Annotated in this window: 25 protein-coding genes and 1 rRNA gene; 9 read left to right on the top strand and 17 right to left on the bottom strand. The window is 42.2% G+C overall.

Annotated elements, in window-relative coordinates; translation table 11 throughout:
* Nucleotides 1-103, top strand: a 5S ribosomal RNA gene (gene rrf, locus FTU71_RS12370); the annotation flags it as partial.
* 160 nt (nt 104-263) lie between these two features.
* On the opposite strand, the gene FTU71_RS12365 is transcribed toward rrf, so the two are convergent.
* From FTU71_RS12365 to FTU71_RS12350, 4 genes are all read right to left on the bottom strand, one after another.
* Complete coding sequence (locus FTU71_RS12365) at nt 264-1643, bottom strand: dihydrolipoyl dehydrogenase (RefSeq protein ID WP_179994417.1); 1380 nt, start codon at nt 1641-1643, stop codon at nt 264-266.
* An 87-nt stretch (nt 1644-1730) separates the two neighbouring features.
* On the bottom strand, nt 1731-2918 hold the full coding sequence (locus FTU71_RS12360; RefSeq protein WP_179994418.1) for a hypothetical protein: 1188 nt from the start codon (nt 2916-2918) through the stop codon (nt 1731-1733).
* Nucleotides 2919-3122: 204 nt separating this feature from the next.
* Nucleotides 3123-3545: a beta-lactamase hydrolase domain-containing protein gene (locus FTU71_RS12355; protein WP_179994419.1), complete on the bottom strand. Its 423-nt coding sequence runs from the start codon at nt 3543-3545 to the stop codon at nt 3123-3125.
* Nucleotides 3538-3873, bottom strand: coding sequence for a TIGR01244 family sulfur transferase (locus tag FTU71_RS12350; protein ID WP_179994420.1), 336 nt, complete (start codon nt 3871-3873; stop codon nt 3538-3540). The genes FTU71_RS12355 and FTU71_RS12350 overlap by 8 nt, the downstream gene beginning before the upstream one ends.
* A gap of 123 nt (nt 3874-3996) precedes the next feature.
* On the opposite strand from FTU71_RS12350, the gene FTU71_RS12345 reads away from it, so the two are divergent.
* From FTU71_RS12345 to FTU71_RS12335, 3 genes are all read left to right on the top strand, one after another.
* Nucleotides 3997-4896 carry an alpha/beta hydrolase gene (locus tag FTU71_RS12345; RefSeq protein ID WP_179994421.1) on the top strand — a complete coding sequence of 300 codons (900 nt, stop codon included), beginning with the start codon at nt 3997-3999 and terminating at the stop codon, nt 4894-4896.
* Nucleotides 4893-5324, top strand: a complete 432-nt coding sequence (gene trxC / locus FTU71_RS12340) for a thioredoxin TrxC (protein ID WP_179994422.1) — start codon at nt 4893-4895, stop codon at nt 5322-5324. The genes FTU71_RS12345 and trxC overlap by 4 nt, the downstream gene beginning before the upstream one ends.
* Nucleotides 5325-5420: 96 nt before the next feature.
* Nucleotides 5421-5798, top strand: coding sequence for an acyl-CoA thioesterase (locus tag FTU71_RS12335; protein WP_257222484.1), 378 nt, complete (start codon nt 5421-5423; stop codon nt 5796-5798).
* Nucleotides 5799-5852: 54 nt separating this feature from the next.
* Here FTU71_RS12335 and FTU71_RS12330 read toward each other — a convergent pair whose 3' ends face one another.
* Both FTU71_RS12330 and FTU71_RS12325 read right to left on the bottom strand, forming a co-directional pair.
* The gene (locus tag FTU71_RS12330; RefSeq protein WP_179994424.1) at nt 5853-6362 is read right to left on the bottom strand and encodes a DUF4442 domain-containing protein; all 510 of its coding nucleotides are present in this window, start codon (nt 6360-6362) and stop codon (nt 5853-5855) included.
* Nucleotides 6363-6374: 12 nt separating this feature from the next.
* Nucleotides 6375-6863, bottom strand: a complete 489-nt coding sequence (locus FTU71_RS12325; protein ID WP_004976234.1) for a YajQ family cyclic di-GMP-binding protein — start codon at nt 6861-6863, stop codon at nt 6375-6377.
* Nucleotides 6864-6955: 92 nt separating this feature from the next.
* On the opposite strand from FTU71_RS12325, the gene FTU71_RS12320 reads away from it, so the two are divergent.
* Nucleotides 6956-7270, top strand: coding sequence for a rhodanese-like domain-containing protein (locus FTU71_RS12320; RefSeq protein WP_004976235.1), 315 nt, complete (start codon nt 6956-6958; stop codon nt 7268-7270).
* A 79-nt stretch (nt 7271-7349) separates the two neighbouring features.
* Here the strand turns inward: FTU71_RS12320 and mnmC are convergent, their stop codons facing one another.
* The 4 genes from mnmC to FTU71_RS12300 are packed head-to-tail and all read right to left on the bottom strand — an operon-like array spanning nt 7350 to nt 10693.
* Complete coding sequence (gene mnmC, locus FTU71_RS12315) at nt 7350-9251, bottom strand: FAD-dependent 5-carboxymethylaminomethyl-2-thiouridine(34) oxidoreductase MnmC (RefSeq protein ID WP_179991585.1); 1902 nt, start codon at nt 9249-9251, stop codon at nt 7350-7352.
* A 37-nt stretch (nt 9252-9288) separates the two neighbouring features.
* Nucleotides 9289-9744, bottom strand: coding sequence for a hypothetical protein (locus tag FTU71_RS12310; protein WP_004976237.1), 456 nt, complete (start codon nt 9742-9744; stop codon nt 9289-9291).
* 5 nt (nt 9745-9749) lie between these two features.
* Nucleotides 9750-10052: a YciI family protein gene (locus tag FTU71_RS12305; protein ID WP_004976238.1), complete on the bottom strand. Its 303-nt coding sequence runs from the start codon at nt 10050-10052 to the stop codon at nt 9750-9752.
* Nucleotides 10053-10081: 29 nt separating this feature from the next.
* A complete protein-coding gene (locus FTU71_RS12300) occupies nt 10082-10693 on the bottom strand; it encodes an inner membrane-spanning protein YciB (protein WP_167845781.1) in 612 nt (203 codons plus the stop codon).
* A gap of 45 nt (nt 10694-10738) precedes the next feature.
* Here FTU71_RS12300 and FTU71_RS12295 point away from each other — a divergent pair, with 45 nt between their 5' ends.
* The gene (locus FTU71_RS12295) at nt 10739-11593 is read left to right on the top strand and encodes a PHP domain-containing protein (RefSeq protein ID WP_179994425.1); all 855 of its coding nucleotides are present in this window, start codon (nt 10739-10741) and stop codon (nt 11591-11593) included.
* A 105-nt stretch (nt 11594-11698) separates the two neighbouring features.
* Here the strand turns inward: FTU71_RS12295 and FTU71_RS12290 are convergent, their stop codons facing one another.
* Together FTU71_RS12290 and radC are read right to left on the bottom strand one after the other, a co-directional pair.
* Entirely contained in the window at nt 11699-12607 is a 909-nt protein-coding gene (locus tag FTU71_RS12290; protein ID WP_154321041.1) for a bestrophin family protein, read from the bottom strand.
* 68 nt (nt 12608-12675) lie between these two features.
* Entirely contained in the window at nt 12676-13374 is a 699-nt protein-coding gene (gene radC / locus FTU71_RS12285) for a DNA repair protein RadC (RefSeq protein ID WP_154321040.1), read from the bottom strand.
* Between the two features lie 113 nt (nt 13375-13487).
* Here radC and coaBC point away from each other — a divergent pair, with 113 nt between their 5' ends.
* The gene (coaBC, locus tag FTU71_RS12280; protein WP_004976244.1) at nt 13488-14762 is read left to right on the top strand and encodes a bifunctional phosphopantothenoylcysteine decarboxylase/phosphopantothenate--cysteine ligase CoaBC; all 1275 of its coding nucleotides are present in this window, start codon (nt 13488-13490) and stop codon (nt 14760-14762) included.
* Between the two features lie 76 nt (nt 14763-14838).
* Here coaBC and secB read toward each other — a convergent pair whose 3' ends face one another.
* The 4 genes from secB to rsgA form a co-directional block, all read right to left on the bottom strand.
* Nucleotides 14839-15297 (bottom strand): protein-export chaperone SecB, encoded by a 459-nt coding sequence (gene secB / locus FTU71_RS12275; RefSeq protein ID WP_004976246.1) that lies wholly within the window; start codon nt 15295-15297, stop codon nt 14839-14841.
* 34 nt (nt 15298-15331) lie between these two features.
* A complete protein-coding gene (gene grxC, locus FTU71_RS12270; RefSeq protein ID WP_004976247.1) occupies nt 15332-15586 on the bottom strand; it encodes a glutaredoxin 3 in 255 nt (84 codons plus the stop codon).
* Between the two features lie 33 nt (nt 15587-15619).
* The gene (locus FTU71_RS12265) at nt 15620-16027 is read right to left on the bottom strand and encodes a rhodanese-like domain-containing protein (protein ID WP_004976250.1); all 408 of its coding nucleotides are present in this window, start codon (nt 16025-16027) and stop codon (nt 15620-15622) included.
* Between the two features lie 94 nt (nt 16028-16121).
* On the bottom strand, nt 16122-17180 hold the full coding sequence (rsgA, locus tag FTU71_RS12260; RefSeq protein WP_180112038.1) for a small ribosomal subunit biogenesis GTPase RsgA: 1059 nt from the start codon (nt 17178-17180) through the stop codon (nt 16122-16124).
* 123 nt (nt 17181-17303) lie between these two features.
* On the opposite strand from rsgA, the gene orn reads away from it, so the two are divergent.
* On the top strand, nt 17304-17861 hold the full coding sequence (orn, locus tag FTU71_RS12255) for an oligoribonuclease (RefSeq protein ID WP_004976254.1): 558 nt from the start codon (nt 17304-17306) through the stop codon (nt 17859-17861).
* A gap of 210 nt (nt 17862-18071) precedes the next feature.
* Here the strand turns inward: orn and FTU71_RS12250 are convergent, their stop codons facing one another.
* Nucleotides 18072-18947, bottom strand: a complete 876-nt coding sequence (locus FTU71_RS12250) for a metal-dependent hydrolase (protein WP_179994426.1) — start codon at nt 18945-18947, stop codon at nt 18072-18074.
* A 132-nt stretch (nt 18948-19079) separates the two neighbouring features.
* On the opposite strand from FTU71_RS12250, the gene FTU71_RS12245 reads away from it, so the two are divergent.
* Nucleotides 19080-20144: an AraC family transcriptional regulator gene (locus FTU71_RS12245; protein WP_179994427.1), complete on the top strand. Its 1065-nt coding sequence runs from the start codon at nt 19080-19082 to the stop codon at nt 20142-20144.
* The last annotated feature ends 277 nt before the right edge of the window (nt 20145-20421 follow it).

The raw sequence follows: 20421 nt of genomic DNA, 5'->3' as shown, positions 1-20421 counted from the left end.
AGCAAGAGTGAACCACCTGATCCCTTCCCGAACTCAGAAGTGAAACCTCTTCGCGCTGATGGTAGTGTGGGGTTACCCATGTGAGAGTAAGTCATCGCCAGCTCATTATTCTAAACACCCTCAACTAGCGTTGGGGGTGTTTTTTTATGGGAGAAAGAAAATATTAAGAAGAAAAGTAGAAAAAGAAAGGAAACATAAAAGTGAAGGCAAAATAAAACCATCTGAGGATGGTTTTAAATAGTAAGCATATTTTCCAAATTTGATTAGACTTCACGTAGTTGTCGACGTGCATGTTTAAATGCTGTTCTTAAACCTTCTTCTAGTGTTGGATGGTAGAGCGGTTTATCTAAAATATCCTCAAGTGTGAGTTCTTCATCAATCATCCAAGCCAATAAGTGCGCCATGTGCTCAGCAGCATCCACAAATAATTCAGCACCTAATAACTTTTGACTTTTATTATTAATATAAACTTCAATCGCACCTTTATTTTTTCCCAGCACCAAAGCGCGACCTTGTTTTTCATAAGAAACAAAGCCTGTCGTAAATGCAATATTTTGCTCTTTCAGTTGTTTATAGTTTTGTCCTACAGATGCCATTTCAGGTGAGCTAAACACAATGCCCATGGGTGTTAATGTTTTTATATTTTCAATGTTTGGAAAGCTTAAACAATTATGCACGGCTGCACTCCCTTCATGTGCTGCTTCATGTTGAATGGGAGTATTCGTGTGTGCATCACCCACAATAAAAATAGCATGCCGTCCGAGTTGTTTGGTGTGTGCATCAATTGGGAGCTGTTTGATGTTGTTGAAATTTGTATCAATATTTTCAAGATGAAGCTGATCTAAATAGCTGCGTCTACCCGTAGCAACCAATACATAATCGGCAGTTAAGCTTTGTATTTGTCCATTTTCTTGATATTCAATTTTCACGCCTTGTTCTGTTTTTTGTAGTTGTGTAGGCAAGGTTTCAAATTTGATATTCAATTCTCGACTGAGTGTATCTTGTGCAATGGTTTGTAGTTCTGGGCTGCGGAGTGAACCAACTTTACGACTACGGGCAAAAATAGTGGTATCTACCCCTAAGCGTTGCATAGCTTGAGCCAATTCGATTGCAATTACACCACTGCCAATGACGGCCAAAGATTGGGGTAAGTTCTCTAATTCAAAGATTTGATCTGATGTGATTAAGCGTTCGCCTAAGTTTTCTTTCCAGGCTTGGTCATAAGCAGGAGTAGAACCGACTGCAACAATAAAAGCTTTTGCCTGATATTGCTGTCCATTCACTTGAATTGTATGGGCATCTATGAAAGTCGCAAAGCCTGAAATCTTATGGGATGCTTCCCAACGATCTACATCTTTTTGTGTGGCACGGATAAAACGATCACGTAATTGACGTACGTGCGTCATGATTTGGGATGTATCAATTTTTGCATCTACCGTGAGTGCAACTTCTTGTGCATGTTGAATGTCGTGCATGCGATTGGCACTAGAGATGAGGACTTTGCTAGGCATACAACCAACACGGGCACAGGTGGTGTCCCATGGACCGTGATTGATGATGAGTAGGTTTTGGGTGTATTTAATTGCTTCTTTATAGGCGCTAATGCCTGCGGTACCTGCACCAATAATAATGAGGTCGTACACTATAAACCTGCTTAGAAAAATAAAAGTGATACTTTTATTATGCTAAAAAAATACCCTCTTTAAAGAGGGTATTTTCAATTTCTTACATTAAAATTTTAGACCTGTAGGTTCAGTCAATGTAGTGGTGATAGTTCCATTATTGTTTGTTGATGTCCCTTTAAGTTTGATTCCGTTAATCAGGTGCTCGAAGCTTAGAGTTCCACTAGTTTCATTTTTGAAGGTAAAAATATTTTGACCAGTTAGTGATATATTGCCAGTGAAAGATTGAGTGTTGCGATTAGGTGTTTCATTCTCTACGCGAGTACCATCAATGGTAGTGATATTAACAAGTTTAAGTTCTTTTTCCCCCGAGCTTTTAATACGGTAGCTAGATGAGCTACTTAAATCACCCGGCGTCGAATTGATAATAAAAGAGATAGGTTCAGCAAATGAAACATTGGTATTGTCGTTAATTAAAACATTGAAGCCAGAACCTTTTTCAAACATAAATAGTTCACCATCTAAAGATGTTAAATCTTTATATGTACTGAAAGCTCCTGTTGTAACTTCTTTTTCAACAGGTTGGTTTGTTTCTGGATCAATGATTTGAGTGGTTACAGTAATTTTGTAGTCACTAGTTGATTCATTAATTAGTACAAAGCGTTTTTGGTCTATTTGCTCGACCCATTTTTGTTTAAATGGATATGCGAAAGCACCTGTAATTGTCACATCATGTAAATTTTTATCTTTGTTCTCATTTTCAAAAATAAAAATACGTGTTGTTGCTTGATATGCTTCTAGGTTCGGAGTAATACTGTCATCTTCTAAGCGAATATTTTTAAGATCTTCTTTGGTAATTTCAAAGTCCCAGTCACTATAAGCAGGTAATAAGGTTTTTATCTGATCACCTGTAAAAGAATAACAAGCACGATAATCACTTGTGCTTTTTTCAAAACATTTATCACGGTAATATGCAGAAAAATTAGTCAAATCAACATTTCTAATATCTAGTGTAAGCTGTAATGGTCCATGTGCAAAAGTATCCAATGAATGATCAATATAGCCTTTAGCTGTATCTAAATCATTTGAATCGTAATTACCAAATAGAAACTGGCCTTCGCGCTTTAAAATTTCAAGTTGTTTGGCTGCGAGTTCAGTGGAGGTATTTGATTGTGGAGGAGGAGTAGCCCCACCTGTCGCCCCCGTATCACCATAATAGCCATCACTACCACCACCGCCACAAGCAGTAAGTAAGCCAGTTAATGCAACTGCAAGTGTCCCTTTTAAAAAATTCATTATGTAATACCCCGAGTTATATTTTATTAACAAAAAAATTATTGTGCAAAGATAGCACATATTAAAAAAGGCGCATATAGCGCCAGAGATTGAACGATAGATAAAACTTACAAACTCGTCCCCACACTCACACCCACCGTCGGGCGTACTTGCATAGAACTACAAGCACTCAGAGCCAAGACACACATCACCACCAATAAAACTTTATTCATGCAACAAACCTTGAGATTTTGCTTGATGAAATAACGCACTAGAACGAGCGCCACTACGACAAATCATCAGAATGGATTTTGGAAGCTCATTATAATATTTAGCGAATTCAAGAATGTCTGTTTGAGAAATTTTACCGCTACTAACGGGTTGATAAATTACACTGATCTGAGAATTTTCAGCAATATTGCGTAATTCACTCACTTTGACTGCATTGCCCATCTCTTGATCGGGACGGTTCACAATTACAGATTTAAAACCTTGCCGCATCAACTGTGAAAATTTGGCAGCATTCATCTGACCTGCAACGCTGACTTTGGTATTTAAAGTCTGAACATCGTTTTGAGCGTGACTCAGCGAGATACTGCTGCAGATCAGAATACAGCAAAACACATGTTTGAGGATGTGTTTAGTCATCCAACAAATCCATTTGTTTAGCTAACTGAAATAAGTTGTTTGAGCGGTTACCTGTACGGCAGAACATCAACACAGGTTTTGGCAATTCATTATAGTGATTGGCAAATGCACGAACATCTAACTCGGTAATTTGACCAGACACTACAGGCTGATAAACATAATCCAAACCTGCAGCACGTGCTGCTTCTTCAATTTGTGCACTAGTGGGCTGTTCAGGACCACCTTCCATATCTGGGCGGTTATTAATAATTGACTTAAAGCCCTTCTCTACAACTTGGCTCACATGCTCAGGACCAATTTGACCCGCAAAACCGACTTGTTCAGACATGGGAATACTCCATCATTTTATTCATGACAATATGCTTTATGATAGCATTAAGCAGATTCAAGAGCTGAATGTTCTGAAATATTTATAACGACGATAACGATAAAATAACGCAATGGAGCGCTTATGCATTCCTATATGGTTGAGCCTTTATATGTCAAAAGTGATCACGAGGTGATTGCTGCAGACTTTTATCGCCCTAAATCTATAGAAAAACCCGCGGTGATTCTGATGGCGCATGGTCTGGCGGCCTTGCGGCATTTTAAATTGGTGCAATATGCACAACATTTTGCTCAGGCAGGCTATGCCGTGGTGCTATTCGATTATCGTTATTGGGGCGGAAGTACGGGGCGTCCACGTGAGTTGGTGTCCATAGAGGCGCAATTAGATGACTGGCGCAGCATGATTTCACACATTGCAGAACGTAAATCCATTGATGCCAAACGTATGATTCTGTGGGGGACTTCACTAAGTGGGGGATATGTACTGAGTTTGGCCTCGCGCTTACACAATATTGCCGCAGTCATGGTACAAGTGCCTTTTGTAGATGGTGCGGAAAGTGCCAAGTTGTATCCTTTACAGCAACTTCCGAAAGCTTTAAAAATTTCTAGTCAGGACTATATGGGAGCAAAGATGGGCATGTCACCCAAAACACTGGCAGTGGTGGCGCAAAAAGAACTGTGTTTTTTACCGACTGCAGACAGTTATGCAGGTTATATGTCGATTGTGAACCCCGATCATTACTGGAGTGGGGAAATTCCTGCGCGGGTATTTTTTAATTTGATTCGTTATCGTCCCATTCAAGAAGTGCGGCAAATCAACATCCCTGTGTTATTTATTGCTGCGCAGCGTGACAGTCTGATTCCAATTGAATCGAGTCGTGAAACAGCCACCAATATTGCGCCTTATGTGCAATATGAGGAGTGGGATATGCAACATTTCGATGTTTATCATGGCGAATGGTTTAAAAAAGCCATTCAGACCCAATTAGAGTTTTTACAGCAACTGTTTGGAGTCAGTAAATGATTATTGTATGCCCTGAATGCGGTGCAAAAAACCGTGTACCTGAAGATAAATTATCTGCTAATCCTGCATGTGGGCAGTGTCATCAAGCGCTGATTCCACTTGCACCCATTGAATTAAATGAGCAAAATTTCAGTAATTTTATCCAAAATAGTGATTTACCTATTTTGATTGATCTTTGGGCGGACTGGTGTGGTCCTTGCAAGATGATGGCACCACATTTTGCAACAGTTGCCAAGCAAAATCCGCAGGTGCTGTTTGCCAAAATTGATACCGAAGCCAATCCACGTTTAAGCAGCGCGTTTCATGTGCGCAGTATTCCAACACTGGTATTGATGAATAAAAGCAATGAAATTGCTAGAATAAGCGGTGCGCTACGAGCGACTGAATTACAACAGTGGTTGGATCAGCAACTCAACGCTCAGTCTTAATGCGCTGTTCGTGCTAATTTAATGCAAATGTCCGGAGTGAACGTGTCAGATTCTCATGCAAAACCAGAGGGAGTGCTTTCCCTACAAACAATTGCCATGCCAGCAGATACCAACTGGAGTGGAGATGTCTTTGGAGGCTGGATCGTTTCACAGATGGATTTGGCAGGTGCGATTCATGCCGAGCGTTTTAGTAAAGGACGTTGTGCTACGATTTCCATTAACCAAATGACTTTTTTGGTGCCTGTAAAAGTGGGCGATGTGATCAGTTGCTACACCAAAATTCTAAAAGTGGGCAATACCTCCATTCAAATGCAAATTGAAGTGTGGGATAGCCACGACGATTCACGTGAACCCGTGCGCGTTACCGAAGGGGTATTTACCTTTGTTGCGGTTGATGTCAAAGGCTCAAAACGTCAGATTCCTGAAGAAGCCAAACAGAAGTTTTTAGAAGCTCAGGCTAGTCAAACATCGTAATGAAAAAAATCCCAGCACAGTGGCTGGGATTTTTTATTGGAGAAGAAACAAGTATCAATCTTGTTTTTGCTTTAAATGTGATTTTGACACCCATGCCCACAACATTTCACACTGAATCGGGGCTTCGCCTGATTCATCAATCACACTGACATTGACCAGTGTTTCGCCTTTGTCGGTGCTGTGCATGAGTTGTTGCTGTTCTGGGCTGAGTGTGGCAATGGCTGTCATTGCACCTTGAGTTGGACGTTTAAAGTCCACTTTCAGGCTTTTAATCAGCACAATGGCACTATCAGGTACATTCATAGCAGTCACAAAACCTGTAGCAGTTTCAGCCAGCAGCGCCATAGCACAGGCATGTACCTGTCCAATATGGTTTTGCATGGCTTTATGATTGGCAAGACTGACCACCACTTGCGATGGGGTTACTTCTTGATAGCGAATTTTCGCAGTGCCCACCATCGGCACGACACGACCAAAGGCTTGACTCAAAAGGCGGCTTTGAATGCCTTTCGGCAATTTTGATGTTGCTTTGACCAGTTTGTTTAAGCGATTGGTTGGTGTCATGACATCCCCAAATTAATCTTTAAAGTTGTTAAATTGCAGTGGCAGACCAAATTGTTGCTCTTTCAAGAACGCCATTACTTGTTGCAATGTGTCGCGTTTCTTGTCGGTCACACGAATTTTGTCACCCTGAATAGAAGATTGCACTTTAATGCCACTGTCTTTAATGGCTTTGTTAATTTTTTTTGCGGTATCTGAGTCAAGACCATCTTTAAGTTTGATCACTTGAATCACATTTTTACCTGATGCGGTCATTTTTTGTGGGTCAAGCGCCTGAATGTCGACTTTACGCTTATAGAAGTGATTTTCGAGCATGGTATACACTTGCTCACATTGGAAATCACTTTCAGTGGAGATTTTAATCTCTTTGTTTTTTTCATTGAGGTCGATAGAAACATCCTGACCACGAAAATCGAAACGAGTACCGATTTCTTTTTGTGTGTTTTGAACCGCATGATTCACTTCAAAAAGTTCTAATTCAGAAACAATATCGAAAGAAGGCATAATGAAGACCTTTGCAAATGGAAACAATATCTGAGATGCTAGGGATGTTTTCTTCATTTGCCAAGTGTTGTTTTACATCAAAGGAGTGCGCAATGATCCGTAAACAAGAAATTACAACATTTGAGTTCCCAGCTGACGCGATTATCTGGGATGTACGTGATGCAAGTGCTTATGCCGAAGCTCATGTTAAAGGTGCTGTGAATCAGCCAATTAACGATCTATCAGCAGAGAGTCTTACTCAGGTGTCGGCGGATCAACCCATTTACATTTTATGTGGTGGCGGAAGTAAAGCCCCACGTGCAGCGGAAAAACTAGAAGGTTTGGACAGCTCGCGTGAATATGTGGTTTTAATGGGTGGTACACGTGCTGCGCGTGATGCAGGTATGCCTTTGGAACAAGGTCACTAAGTATCATCAATATGAAGAAAGCGCCGTAAGGCGCTTTTTTGTTGGGTATCGTTTTATTTCTATTTTCTCTAAGCGAGCGTTAGCTTGAAGGTGGAGGAGCTTTAAAATAAGGCTTCTTGGTTTTCACCTTTTTCTGAAAACGTGTAGCTGCCAGTTTTTGTACTAAGTTTTTAGGTACAGCGCAGGCTTCTGCTAAAACTTGTGCCGCCAGTATTTCACTGCACAACGGGGCAAATAAAAAGCCTTTAGAACCGAGTCCTGCAAAGCTGTAAATTTCCTGATCATCACGCATTTTGCCCAGTAGGGGAAAATAATCCTTACTTTGGGCGCGTAGCGAAGCGCGACCTTGCCAAGTATCTACGGGTGCTAAGTTTTCGGCATACGCAGGAAAGACACTGTGGATAAGTTCGTAGTTATGCACATGGTCTTCTGCCAAGACGTCACAATCTTCCCGATTTGGATAAAACGATGCACCTAAAATCAGTTGATCGGCATTGAGCTGCATGCAATAGCCGCCATAGCTATAGGCTTGTGATAATGGCAAAGCCTGATCTGTATTATTTACCCAGCTAACTTGCCCACGAATGGGTTTAAGCACAGGGTAATGCTCAAAAAAAGCACCGCTTTGCAGCGCTGCACAGACGATGACATGATCAAATGTTCCAAGTTCAGTATCTACGCTGTGTAAGATCAGTTGCTGTGCTGTCGTGGTGATTTGTTTAATTTGAGCTTGCTGAAACTGAATGTGCGGATGCGCAAGAATTTCATCACGCAGTTGATGTGGAGAAACTGCTCCTGCTTGCAATAAGTTTAAACTGGCAAAGTCGCTTTGTGGCGTAAGTTCGGTTGCACTCTGTGCTGCTAAAATACCTTTTGGATATTGTGTGGCTAAATCCAGCAATTCATCGGCATGTTTAAGTGCCAGTTGATGAATCTGCAACGGACGAAATGCTTTGAATGCGGCATAGTGATTTAAAGCATGTTGCCATGCCAAAGTCATTAAATGATCAGCACTTTGATGAATTGGGCAAAGTTTTGGGTTTAAGAGTGCCAAAGGATTGCCAGAACCGCCTGCAAGTGGCGCTGTTTGGTCATAGAGCGTGACTTGATGCCCTCGTTGGGAAAATGCCCACGCACAGCTTAAACCCGCAATTCCTGCGCCTATGATCGCAATATGGCGCTGTTGGTTGCTTGTTGTGGTATTTGTTGTAATTTGAGTTTCGTTCTGATCGGATATTGGCTCTATTTCAGGCGCTTGCCAGATGGCTTTCAGCATTTCCCGTTTATGCCCAAAACCGCGTGGGCGGGTGATGTGAATACCGTGTTGTTTTAAGCCACGTTTGAGTACGCCTGCCACACTAAATGAGGCAAAAGTCGTGCCATAATCGGACAGTGCTACAATCGGGTTGAGCACGGTTTCCTGCCACATATCGGGGTTACAGGCGGGTGCAAAGCCATCTAAAAACCACGCATTGACAGGAGCAGTTTTAGCAATGACAGGAAAAACTTCCTGAGCATCGCCTAGCCATAAATCTAGGCTAAAGCGTTCATCTGGAAAGTTTAAACGATGACAGCCTGCAATAGCGGCAGGGTATTGCTGAATCAGCTGTTCAGACAGATGACTGAGTTCGGGCCAAGCCGCTAAGGCACGTATAAGATCGGCTTTGCAAAGTGGAAATTTTTCGACAGAAATTGCGTGTAAATGGCTGCGATTATTGGGACGTACCTGTTGCCATAATTGCCAGAGCGCTAAAATATTTAAGCCTGTACCAAAGCCTGTTTCGCCTACACAAAAATATTCAAAATCATTCAGCGCTGCTAAACGGATGGGTAAGTCATTGCCCTGTAAAAACACATGCCGTGTTTCTAATAAACCGTTGTCTTTAGAGAAATACACATCGCCAAATTGTTTGGAAATGGGCACATCAATACCATCGACCAGTTGCCAATCCAGCTCGGCAGTTTGAATAGGCTGAAACAAAACCAGAGTACCTTAAATCAAGAGGTGAATGCTCACCTTACCATTGGCGGCGACGTTTGGTATAGACATAGCTAGCAATTAAGAAGCCGAGCAATACGCCAACCGCGAGTGTTGCAGCACCGTATAAAAACATTTGCGCACTGCGTTCACTTTGCAGTACTTGAACTTGCACGCCTAAATTATCGTTTTTAAGTTGCAGTTCCTGATTCTGTGCCAAAGCATCGAGGTTTGCCTGTTCAAGTTGTTGCAAACGTGTGCTCTGATCTTTAATCAAGGCTTTGGTTTTAGCTTCCTGAAGGGCTTTATTTTTGGCAATTTGTTCTGCAGTCAGGGGCTTATCTTGTGCAGGAGTAACCCCATTGGCTGTTGCTACAGCTGCCGTGTTGGTCACAGCAGCAGGAGCAGGTGCAGTAGGTGTGGTTGTGGCTGGCTCAACTGCATATACAGGTGAACTGAGCAGAACAGCAACAACACTGGCAACAACGAAACGCATAGCGCTTATCCTTGAGGGAATGCTTTATTGAATGGCTTAACGTCAATGTGGCTATATACGCCTTCTTTTAAGAAAGGTTCATCTTGTAGCCAAGCATCGAGTGCTTCACGACTGTCAAAATCGACAATCATGGTGCTGCCATAAAAGCCTGCTTGTGGATTGCTTGGGTCTTTTGGCATTGCCCCCGCCACAATTAAGCGACCTTCGGCATCGAGTTGTTGCAAACGTGCAAGATGTGCAGGACGGGTCGCAAGACGTTTTTCCAGTGTACCTTCACGGTCAGTACAACTCAGAACAAATAAAGGCATAGTTACTCTCGAATATCGCAGATCAGAAATTATTCAGATGTTTTAAAGTATTTGCGCAATACAATAAACTGCACAATGATAAAGGAAAACATCACAATCATGTCACCAAAAGCAGTGAATTCGCCCCAATATTTTCCGTCCATAAATAAAAATGCAAAAAATATGTGTAGGAAAGACATGACTGCAAACATGGCTGCCCAAGTATAATTCAGGTTTTTCCAGCCAGCTTCGGTCAAGTTGAACACAGGCCCAAATAAGCGTTGAATCAGTGGTTTACGGTCTTTGCTGAACCATGGTGATAGCAAAAAAGCACCTGCAAATACAATGTTTAAAATGGCAGCTTTCAGGCGAATATAAAAGTCATCGCTTAACATTAAAGTAACGCCACCAAAAATTACGGTCATAAACAGCACAATCCACTGTTGTTTATCTAAACGGAATTTTTGCATGATGAACAATGCGCCGTACACCACTAACATCGAGATGATCAGACCTGTGGTGGCCACCAAAATATGGTTGTTATCGACACCGCCTGCAGAGCCGATGAGTTGTAGTAATTGATGATTAGTGTCTTTTGGATCTACAGTTTTGTATAAATAAAAGAAAATAATGAGGGGCACAAAGTCTAAAAGTGCTTTCATGTTAGAGTATCTAAATCTGATCAAATAAATGACATAGTATAAGTGATGCACGGCGTAGATTTACATACACACAGTAATATTTCTGATGGAACTTTGTCACCTGGAGAATTGGTGTCTGCGGCAATTCAGCAGGGCATTCATACCTTGGCATTGACTGATCATGACACAATGGATGGGCTGGCTTTGGCAGAGCAAGCGGCTCAGGGGCAAGATTTAAAGATTATTTCGGGAGTGGAAATTTCCAGTCAATGGTCACGTCCTGCCACTAAAAAAAGCTATAGCGTGCATGTGGTGGCGCTAAACATGCAAAATCCTGCACCTTTACAGGCGCTGCTGGAACAGCAAAAACAAATTCGTGCAGAACGTGCCAAACAAATTTGTGATTTACTCACTCCGCTGATTGGACAAGATATTTATAATGATGTACTTCTTAGAGTCGAAGGCGTAGCAGATCGGATTACCCGTACGCACATTGCCAAAACTTTACAGGAAAAAGGCATTGTAACGCGTGTGCAGCAAGCATTTGATAAATACATCAAAGAAGGCAAAAAGGCTTATGTGAAATTTGATGGCTTGAGTTTGGAAGATACGATTCGGGTGATTCACGACAGTCAGGGTTTTGCCGTGTTGGCGCATCCAACCCGTTATGATTTATCTGCGACCAATATTCGTTATTTAATTGAAATTTTTGCCAAATATGGGGGTGATGCAGTGGAATTGCCGCCTAATATTGACCCTGCATCGACCCGTCAAATGGTGGATCGCATGATTGCTGAACATGGTCTAAAAGTATCTGTCGGCAGTGATTTTCATGGTGAAAATATGCCGTGGATTAAATTGGGCAATATTCCGCGGGTGAAAGATGGTCAAATTGGGATTTGGGAGAGTTTTGTTGAGTAACTCCCTCATCCCAACCTTCTCATATAAGCAGATGTGATATCCATTATTAAAATTTAGAAAGGATAAAAACTCCTTCTCCCTCTGGGAGAAGGTTGGGAAGAGGGTCTAAAGCAAATTATTGTCCTGTGCCTGAATTGGTGGTGGCGTTGGTTTACCCAACGTACCCAATAATTCAATTTCAATGGTTCTTACCATGGCATCTAAAGGTAAGTCATTGCTTTGCGTGCCAAAAGGTTCTTCAATTTCAGAACTGAGCGCATCCAGACCTAAAAAAGTATAAGCCAAAATACCGACCAAAAGCGGAGTCGCCAATCCGAGTGTAGACCCTAAACTAAAGGGCAACATAAAACAGAAAAAGTACACTGTTCGGTTAAGTAGGACTGAATACGCAAAAGGGAGCGGTGTGGTAGCAATACGGTCACAACCCGTGAGTACCAAACTCAGCTCTGTGACGTGTTGATTCATTTGTGTGTAAATAATATCGGAAATTTCGCCCTCTTTAAGTGCTTGCATTAACTCCCATTGAATCAAACTGAGCGTGTATTGCGGCGCATTGGCTTGTTGATACAGTTGGGTAATTGCTTGCTGACTCATGCCACTGGTTTGAATTAACTCGGTTGGATTGGCAGTTTGATGACGCAGGCGGTCGCGCAAGACATTGGCAAATACAATGACGTGCTGAATGACGCGTTCACGTCGTGCTTGACTAAGTATACGGCAGTCGCGGTCAAAGTGGCGCGCGTTGGCAATCAGCATGCCCCAAAGTTTACGTGCCTCCCACCAACGGTCATAACAGGCAGAGTTTTTAAAGCCCAAAAAAATCGACAGCACCACCCCAATTAAAGTAAAGCCAACCAAAGGCAATTCTGGAAAATGAAAATAACCAATATAAGACAAACCGCCAATAATGGTGGAGATCAACATCACCAAGCCCAAAGGCGGTAAGACCTTCGGTAAAATCGTGCCCCGCCAAGAAAACAGTAAGTTAAATACACTGGGTTGATCGACTATCATTTTATTAGAATCATCACAATTTTTTGATGATCTTCTGTGCTTGTGCAGGCTTTGTCAATATACAAATTTTAAGTGTGCTCAAATTTAAGCAGTTGTTGTTCGGCAAAGGAAAAATTACCTTCACTTGAGATGATACAGTGATCGATCAAACGCAGCTCTAGCAACTGACAGGCTTGCTGAATCTGCTGCGTCAGGACTAAATCTGCAGGTGAAGGTTGTGGTAAGCCGAAAGGATGATTGTGTGCAATCACAATCGCTGTGGCATGTTGACTAATCGCAAAACGTAGCAATTGATTAATGGAAATTTCACACGAATTTAATGCACCATAAAATAATTTTTTAAAGCTGATTTTGCGTAAACAGGCATCAAGGCAAAGCACCGCAAACACTTCTTGGGTTTCGCCCAAAAGTTCAAAACGCAGATACTCCATCAAGCGTTTGGAATTGCTAAGCTCAAGTGCATCTTGTTTTAAATGTTCGGCTACATAGCGCCGTCCAAGTTCTTTAACTGCCATGAGCTGTGAATATTTACTGTTACCCATGCCGTGAAATTGACACAACTCGGCAATGGGTGCATCGAGTAAAGTAGTGAGATTGCCAAAATGCTGAATTAGCAATCGTGCCAACTCCACCGCAGAATGTTGCTGTGAGCCTGAGCGCAAAAAAATAGCCAATAGTTCGGCATCAGATAAACTGGCAGCACCATTTTGAATGAGACGTTCACGTGGCCGTTCTTGTTCAGGCCAATGTTTAATAGATAAATGCATTGTTATTTGACTTTGTTATTCTAAATTTGAAACTTAAATCCCAACAGATCTCTTGGGAATGACATTATTTAATGCTATTGTGAGCCCCACTGCAACAAAAAGGTGGCTTATTTGTGAGCTTCGATTTAAGCGTCCTCCCTCATAAAAATATTATTTTAGCTGTGACAGGCGGCATTGCGGCCTATAAAAGTGCGATTTTAGTGCGTCGTTTAAAGGATGCGGGGTTTAGTGTTCGCGTGGTCATGACCAAGGGGGCACAAGCTTTTATTACACCGCTGACCTTTCAAGCACTGTCAGGCAATCCAGTACATACCGAATTATTAGATACCGAAGCCGAAGCAGGCATGGGGCATATTGAATTGGCACGGTGGGCCGATTTAATTTTGGTTGCGCCCGCCAGTTGCGACACCTTAGCCAAATTTGCTGCAGGTCTGGCCGATGATTTGCTCAGTACTTTATATTTAGCCACCACTGCACCAGTTTGGGTTGCACCTGCCATGAATCAGCAAATGTGGGCAGCCAAAGCCACACAGCGTAACTTAACCACTTTGGTGGAAGATGGCGTGCATGTAATTATGCCCGATGCGGGCGAACAAGCCTGTGGAGATGTTGGTTTAGGGCGTATGCCAGAACCTGAAGATTTGGCGCATCAGGTGACGCAGTATTTTCATCAGGCACAGCGTGCTTTGGTGGAAAAATTTGGCATGTTGGCAGGCAAAAATGTCACCATTACAGCAGGCCCAACCCGCGAAGCTTTAGACCCTGTGCGTTATATTTCTAACCATAGTACAGGCAAAATGGGTTTTTCTTTGGCTGCAGCCTGTTATGCAGCAGGGGCAAAAGTCACGCTTATTGCAGGCCCAGTTAGTTTAGATACGCCAAATGGGGTACAGCGAATTAATGTGTCTTCTGCAATTCAAATGCTAGATACCAGTTTGCAGATGCTTGAACAAGGCTGTGATATTTTCATCGCTACAGCCGCGGTGGCAGATTACCGCGTGGCAGAAATAGCGGAACACAAAATTAAAAAATTAGGCGATGAGCTGAATGTGGCGTTGGTCAAAAACCCTGATATTGTTGCGACCATTGCGCAACAGGAAAAACGTCCGTTTATGGTTGGCTTTGCTGCAGAAACCCGCAATGTAGAAGAGTATGCAGCAGGCAAGTTGGTGGCGAAAAAGCTAGATATGATTGCCTGCAATGACGTTTCCCGTGCCGATATTGGTTTTGCTTCCGATGAAAATGCCATGACGGTATTTTTTGCCGAAAGCTACCGTATGGAAAAACGCGATTTGGAAAAAGCCTCGAAACAGGAAATTGCGCAGCAATTGGTCGAAGCGATACACGATGCCTTGTATCGAGATCCATCTCAGGATGATGATTTTTAATTTTGATCGTCCATCAGCAAACGGATGACATAAAAAACCGCTGAAATTTCAGCAGTTTTTTATATCCAATCGCGAATTAAGCTTGACCTTCAGCTGCAGCGGCTTGAGCACGTTGCATATTGGCTTCAAACTCGGCATCGAAGTTGATTGGCGTTAACAATAATTGTGGGAAGCTGCCTTTGGTAACCATATCATTCACTGCTTCACGCAAGAATGGGAACAAAATGTTCGGGCAGTATGCGCCAAGAATGTACGGTAAACGCTCTTCTTCAACGCCATCAATCAGGAAAATACCAGCTTGGGTAACATCCACAATAAATGCAGTATCGCCGGCGTTGTTGGCTTGAACCACAACTTTTAATGCTACTTCAAAGTGGGTTGGATCAATTTTTTCTGCAGAAGATGACAGGTTGATGTTCAATTCAGGCTGCCATTCTTTGGTAAATACTTGTGCCCCAGGAACTTCAAAAGAAATGTCTTTGGTATAAATACGCTCTAATGCCAATTGTGGTTGAGCTTGTTGTTCTTCACTCATGTTAAATCCTTAAGAGTTGGTTATCGTGTTATGTTTATGCCAATAATTGATCGAGCTTGCCTTCGCGATCTAACGCATATAATTGGTCAAAGCCGCCAATAAACTGGTCATTGATGAAAATTTGTGGAACGGTACGATGATTGGTGCGTTGCATTAATTCAACACGTACTTCAGGCGCTTCATTCGACAAATTAATTTCTTTATAGGCAACGCCTTTACGCTCAAGGAGTTGTTTTGCACGAATGCAGTATGGACATACAGTCGTTGAATAAATAGTGACTTCAGCCATGATTGTTCTCCTTGCGAAAAATATTGGGTAAAACTATTTGCTTTTTACTAAAGGTAAACCTTGTGCTTTCCAGTTGCTAATACCGCCATCTAAACGATAGGCATCGGTATGTGCGACCTGTTGTAAAGCACTGCCTGCAACCTGACCCAAGTTACAGATAAAGACCAATGGACGATCTGAGGTTTTTAACTCTTCAACATGCTTGGTAATTTGGCTATAGGGAATATTGCGGCTACCACTGATATGACCTTCACGGAAATCTTTGGCATCACGTAAATCAATCAACATGGCATTTTTAGCTTTGACTAAAATACCCAAAGATTGTGGGGAAATTTTGCGACCATTGCGTTGACCTTCTAACACAAAGAACAACACTACCAATACAGCCAGCGTCCCAAATAAGAAGGGATGATTCCCCATAAATTCGAACCAACGTTCCACAAGTCACCTAATTACAATGTCAAAATTGTTCAAGAGTATAGCGTATAAATATGGCGATCAAAAACACCGCTTCAAGGGCAGCGCCACAATAAAATTAATTTTTTTGTTGCGCTTCGGCAATTTCATCACACAGTCTTAAATAACTGTCTAAACGACGCGATAAAATTTCGCCTTCTGCAGCAGCCAGTCGCAGCGCACATTGCTTTTCATGTTTATGGGTACAGTTGCGGAATTGGCAATGACCCAACAGGTTTTCAATTTCAGGAAAACCATTTTGAATTTTATCTTGGCTCAAGTGCCACAAACCAAATTCACGAATCCCCGGTGAGTCAATTAAGGCAGCACCATCTCCAAAGCCAATTAAGCGGGTAGAGGTTGTGGTGTGTTGTCCAAGTGCTGAGTTTTCTGAAATGATATTGGTCTTTTGCGCCGCTTCAGGCACGATGGCATTAATCAGCGAGCTTTTCCCCACACCCGATTGTCCAACAAAAGCCACCGTTTCACCTGCCAAACGTGCCGCCAAATGCTCTAAATTCGCATCGGACTGGGTTTGCATGACTTCATACCCCAAGTCTTGATATTCCTTAAGCAAGTCTAAAATCGGGTCGTTTTCTTTGAGCAAATCAGATTTGTTTAAGACCAATAAGGCGCGAATATCGGCATCGGCACAAGCAACCAAATAGCGGTCAATCAAGCCCGGTGCAGGTTCAGGCAAAGGCGCAAAAACAATCACAATCAAACTGATATTGGCGGCAACAGGTTTAACTTTGTGATAACGATCAGGTCGGGTCAATAAAGATTGGCGTGGATGAATCGCGGTAATAATCCCTAAACCTGTATTCGGATCGGCTTGCCATTTGACCCGATCTCCCGTCACCAATAATTCTAAATTGGTGCGAGTATGACAACGCCAAATGCTGCCTATTTCGATAGGTTTCCAAAACGGTTCAGGCTCACCTGCGTGCACCACAGGTTTTTCAGGATGAATTTCAGGAACAGATAAAGCCTGCACTTCTAATTGACGACCATAGTGTTGTACCACCAAGCCTTCTAAATCATGTGAAGTGTCAATGTCTGCCTGACGTGACTTGTGTTGTTTTTCAATTCGACGTTGCTGTTGTTCAGTCAATCGACGCTTACGAATTAAAGCCATTCATATCCTAAAAAACCATGAACTCAGGATGGCAAAAATAGCATGAAGCGGGGGCACAGTTACAGCCAAGAAGCAAGAAATTTGCTACTATGTTGTTTTTAAGCCGAATAAGATTGCACATTTATGAGCAGCACGCCTGATACTCGCCTCATTTGGATTGATTTGGAAATGACAGGTTTAGATACCGATAACGACCAAATTATTGAAGTGGCTACCATTGTGACTGATGATCATTTAAATATTTTGGCAGAAGGTCCTGTGCTGGCTGTGCATCAACCTGATCGTATTTTAAATGCCATGGATGAGTGGAATACACGTCAGCATGGACAATCGGGCTTAATTGAGCGTGTGCGTCGCAGCAAACTCACTGCGCAGGATGCAGAACAGCAAACTATTGAGTTTCTGAAAAAATGGGTTAATCCTAAAACATCGCCAATGTGTGGCAACTCAATTTGCCAAGACCGCCGTTTTTTACACCGTTTAATGCCTGAGTTGGAACAGTACTTCCATTATCGTAATTTGGATGTTTCATCAGTGAAAGAGTTGGCAAAGCGCTGGCGTCCAGAAATTATGAGCGGTTTGAAAAAGAATGCGTCGCATTTGGCGATGGATGATATTCGTGATTCGATTGCCGAGCTGAAATATTATCGCCAATACTTTTTTATTATGAATCAGGACTAAAACCTTTTTCTGCGTAGGAGATGGAGCTGTAACAGTAACAGCGATCTCTTACGCTTAAACTGTGTTGGTCACTCATAAATAAGAAATAATAAGATATGACTCAGCATTGCCTTATGCCTTACTTTATATAAAGATATTAGAGGCAAGTTTGTATAAAGCTAAGCAATGCTTAGGTGTTCATTGGTTAAAAGCCAAGCAAAACCAAAAGCTTTATTTTCCTGCCTGCCAAAATGCTTCACCTGCCTGAATTGGGTCGCCTGTTTGCGCCAAAGTCTCAAGCCAGACATCATATTGCGCGATGATTGGATGTTGGCTAGGGTGAAAGTCAGGTTTAAACCAATCACGATATTGTGATTGCATTTTGCGTAATTTCCCTTGTTTGCCAAACAGCCATTGCAAGCCACGTACATTCATTTTAAGGCGCTGGGTACGATTAAACCCATCGCATCTCAGCATGACATTGGCGCGGCACAGGGTAAATCCGAACATTAAACCTGTGGTCAGCACCAACGCCATTTTTCGAGTCACTTCAGGCACATTGCCCACCTGTTGCATCACATCAAACGCCACATCACGATGTTCCATTTCTTCAATCGCATGCCATGCAAATAAAGCACGGACATAAGGATGTGCATCTTGCAGCGTGTCTTTTTCGCCATAAAAAGTTTCTGCCATAAGTGCGGTTAAATGTTCCGCAGCTGCTGTCATGGCGATGTTGTATTGGGGCGAGCGATATTTCAGTTCAAACTTAAACACTTTGTTTAGACGCTGAATAAACTGATCTACAGGCATGCCTTGATCTTTCATGACCTGATTCATTTTGTCGTGTGCAATGCCGTGCTGAGCTTCTTGTCGAATAAAATCGGCAACACGCTGTTTTAAGTCAGGGTCTTGAATTTGATCACGGAACAAACGTACCGATTGAATGAAATAACGCTCGCCATCAGGAAAAGTCAGGCTCAAAGCATCAAACATGCGGGTTAAAAACGGGTCACCTGCAAACCAGTAACGCGGCACATCGGCTAATTTAAAATCGAGATTGCTGCGTACTATGGGCGCAGCATGATATTGGACAAGTGCATTCATTTTATTTTATTTCACTCTGGTCAATCCTGTTTGCATTATGTCGGGCTTTGGCAGATTTGTTTTGACAGTATTTGCCAGTTTTTATACATTAAGCGACAAAAGAAAATGATGCATGTCAAAATGAGCAAGCACATGAGCGAAATTCAAATTCCGAATGGTTATTATCAACTTTGGTTACGCTATTTATCTGCACAGGGCAGAGTTCCTGAGCAGCTTGGATTTTCGCCTGCACAATTGCAGCAGTTACAGCATGTGTTGGCATTGCCCATGGATACCCAATCGTCCTATCAGTTTTTTAACGAGATCATCCAACACAGTATTCAGTTTTTAGATTGTCCAACGCTCGTTTTTGAATTGGCACGTTATATTCAGCCTGAACATTTTGGCGTGCTTGGCTATATGGCATCGCGTAGTAACAGTGTTGCAGAAGCCCTTCAATATATGATGCGTTTTAGTCGCTTGGTGGTGGATGGTACGGCAGCCGTACCAATGCGACTGGAACAACAATCAGATGCTTTATATTTATCATGGCCATTGGTGGATGAAAAATACAGCTTGGTTCATGAAATGACTTTTGCCTGTATGACTCAATTGGCCATGCAAATTTTTGATTTTCAACACTCTCCGATACGGGAGATTCATTTTGCCCATGCACCGCGTATGGCGATGCTGCATTATGAAAAGTTTTATGGTTGTAAGGTTTTATTTAAGCAAGCGGAATATCAAATTGTTTTAAATTTAGAAAGCCTCAGTTTAAAACCACAGCAAGCCGATCCCTCTTTAATTCATTTACTCACCAAACAAGCTGAAGATGCGATTGCGTTAAAACCACAATTAGAAACCGTGCAGCAGCAAGTCCAAGAGCAGGTGGCGCATTATTTACGTTATGAACAGCAAGTGCCGAGCATTGAATGGGTGGCGCAGCGTTTATTTCGTTCAGGGCGTACGTTACAGCGTCAGCTTAAACAGGAAGGTACGGGTTTTAAACAGATTCTTGAAATAGAACGGATGCAGCGCTGTGAAAACTTACTGCGACAAAATGTGAGCCTAAGCGATATTGCACAGTTGTTGGGGTATTCAGACCAATCGGCTTTGGCGCGTGCCTATAAAGCCTGTACAGGACAGACCTTGCTAAAACGTAAACAGCAGTTGCAGCAAGCTGAGGATGCACTTTCTCTACAGCAAAATACGCCATAAATAGTATGGATTGGCTCATTATCAACAGGTGATTTCGCGCTAAGAGATTGAAAATAAGCTGTGTGTAGCCATGACCGAATCAGCTTTTGCAAGGTTGATAAAGCCTAAGATAAAACCTGAAGTTGTTTATTTTTATCAATATTTTTAAATTTAAAAGCACGATTGAGCAAGTTTCAAAAACCGATAAGCAGGCAAAATTAGGCATCTTTGATCATTGAGAAAAAAGCGCAAATATCAGTAAATGTAGCCTCGCGGTTGTTCTGAATAAATCGTTTTG

The sequence above is a fragment of the Acinetobacter sp. YH12136 genome (genome assembly GCF_013418545.1).
Taxonomy (GTDB): domain Bacteria; phylum Pseudomonadota; class Gammaproteobacteria; order Pseudomonadales; family Moraxellaceae; genus Acinetobacter; species Acinetobacter towneri.
This window is presented reverse-complemented; position numbering and strand designations above follow the sequence as displayed.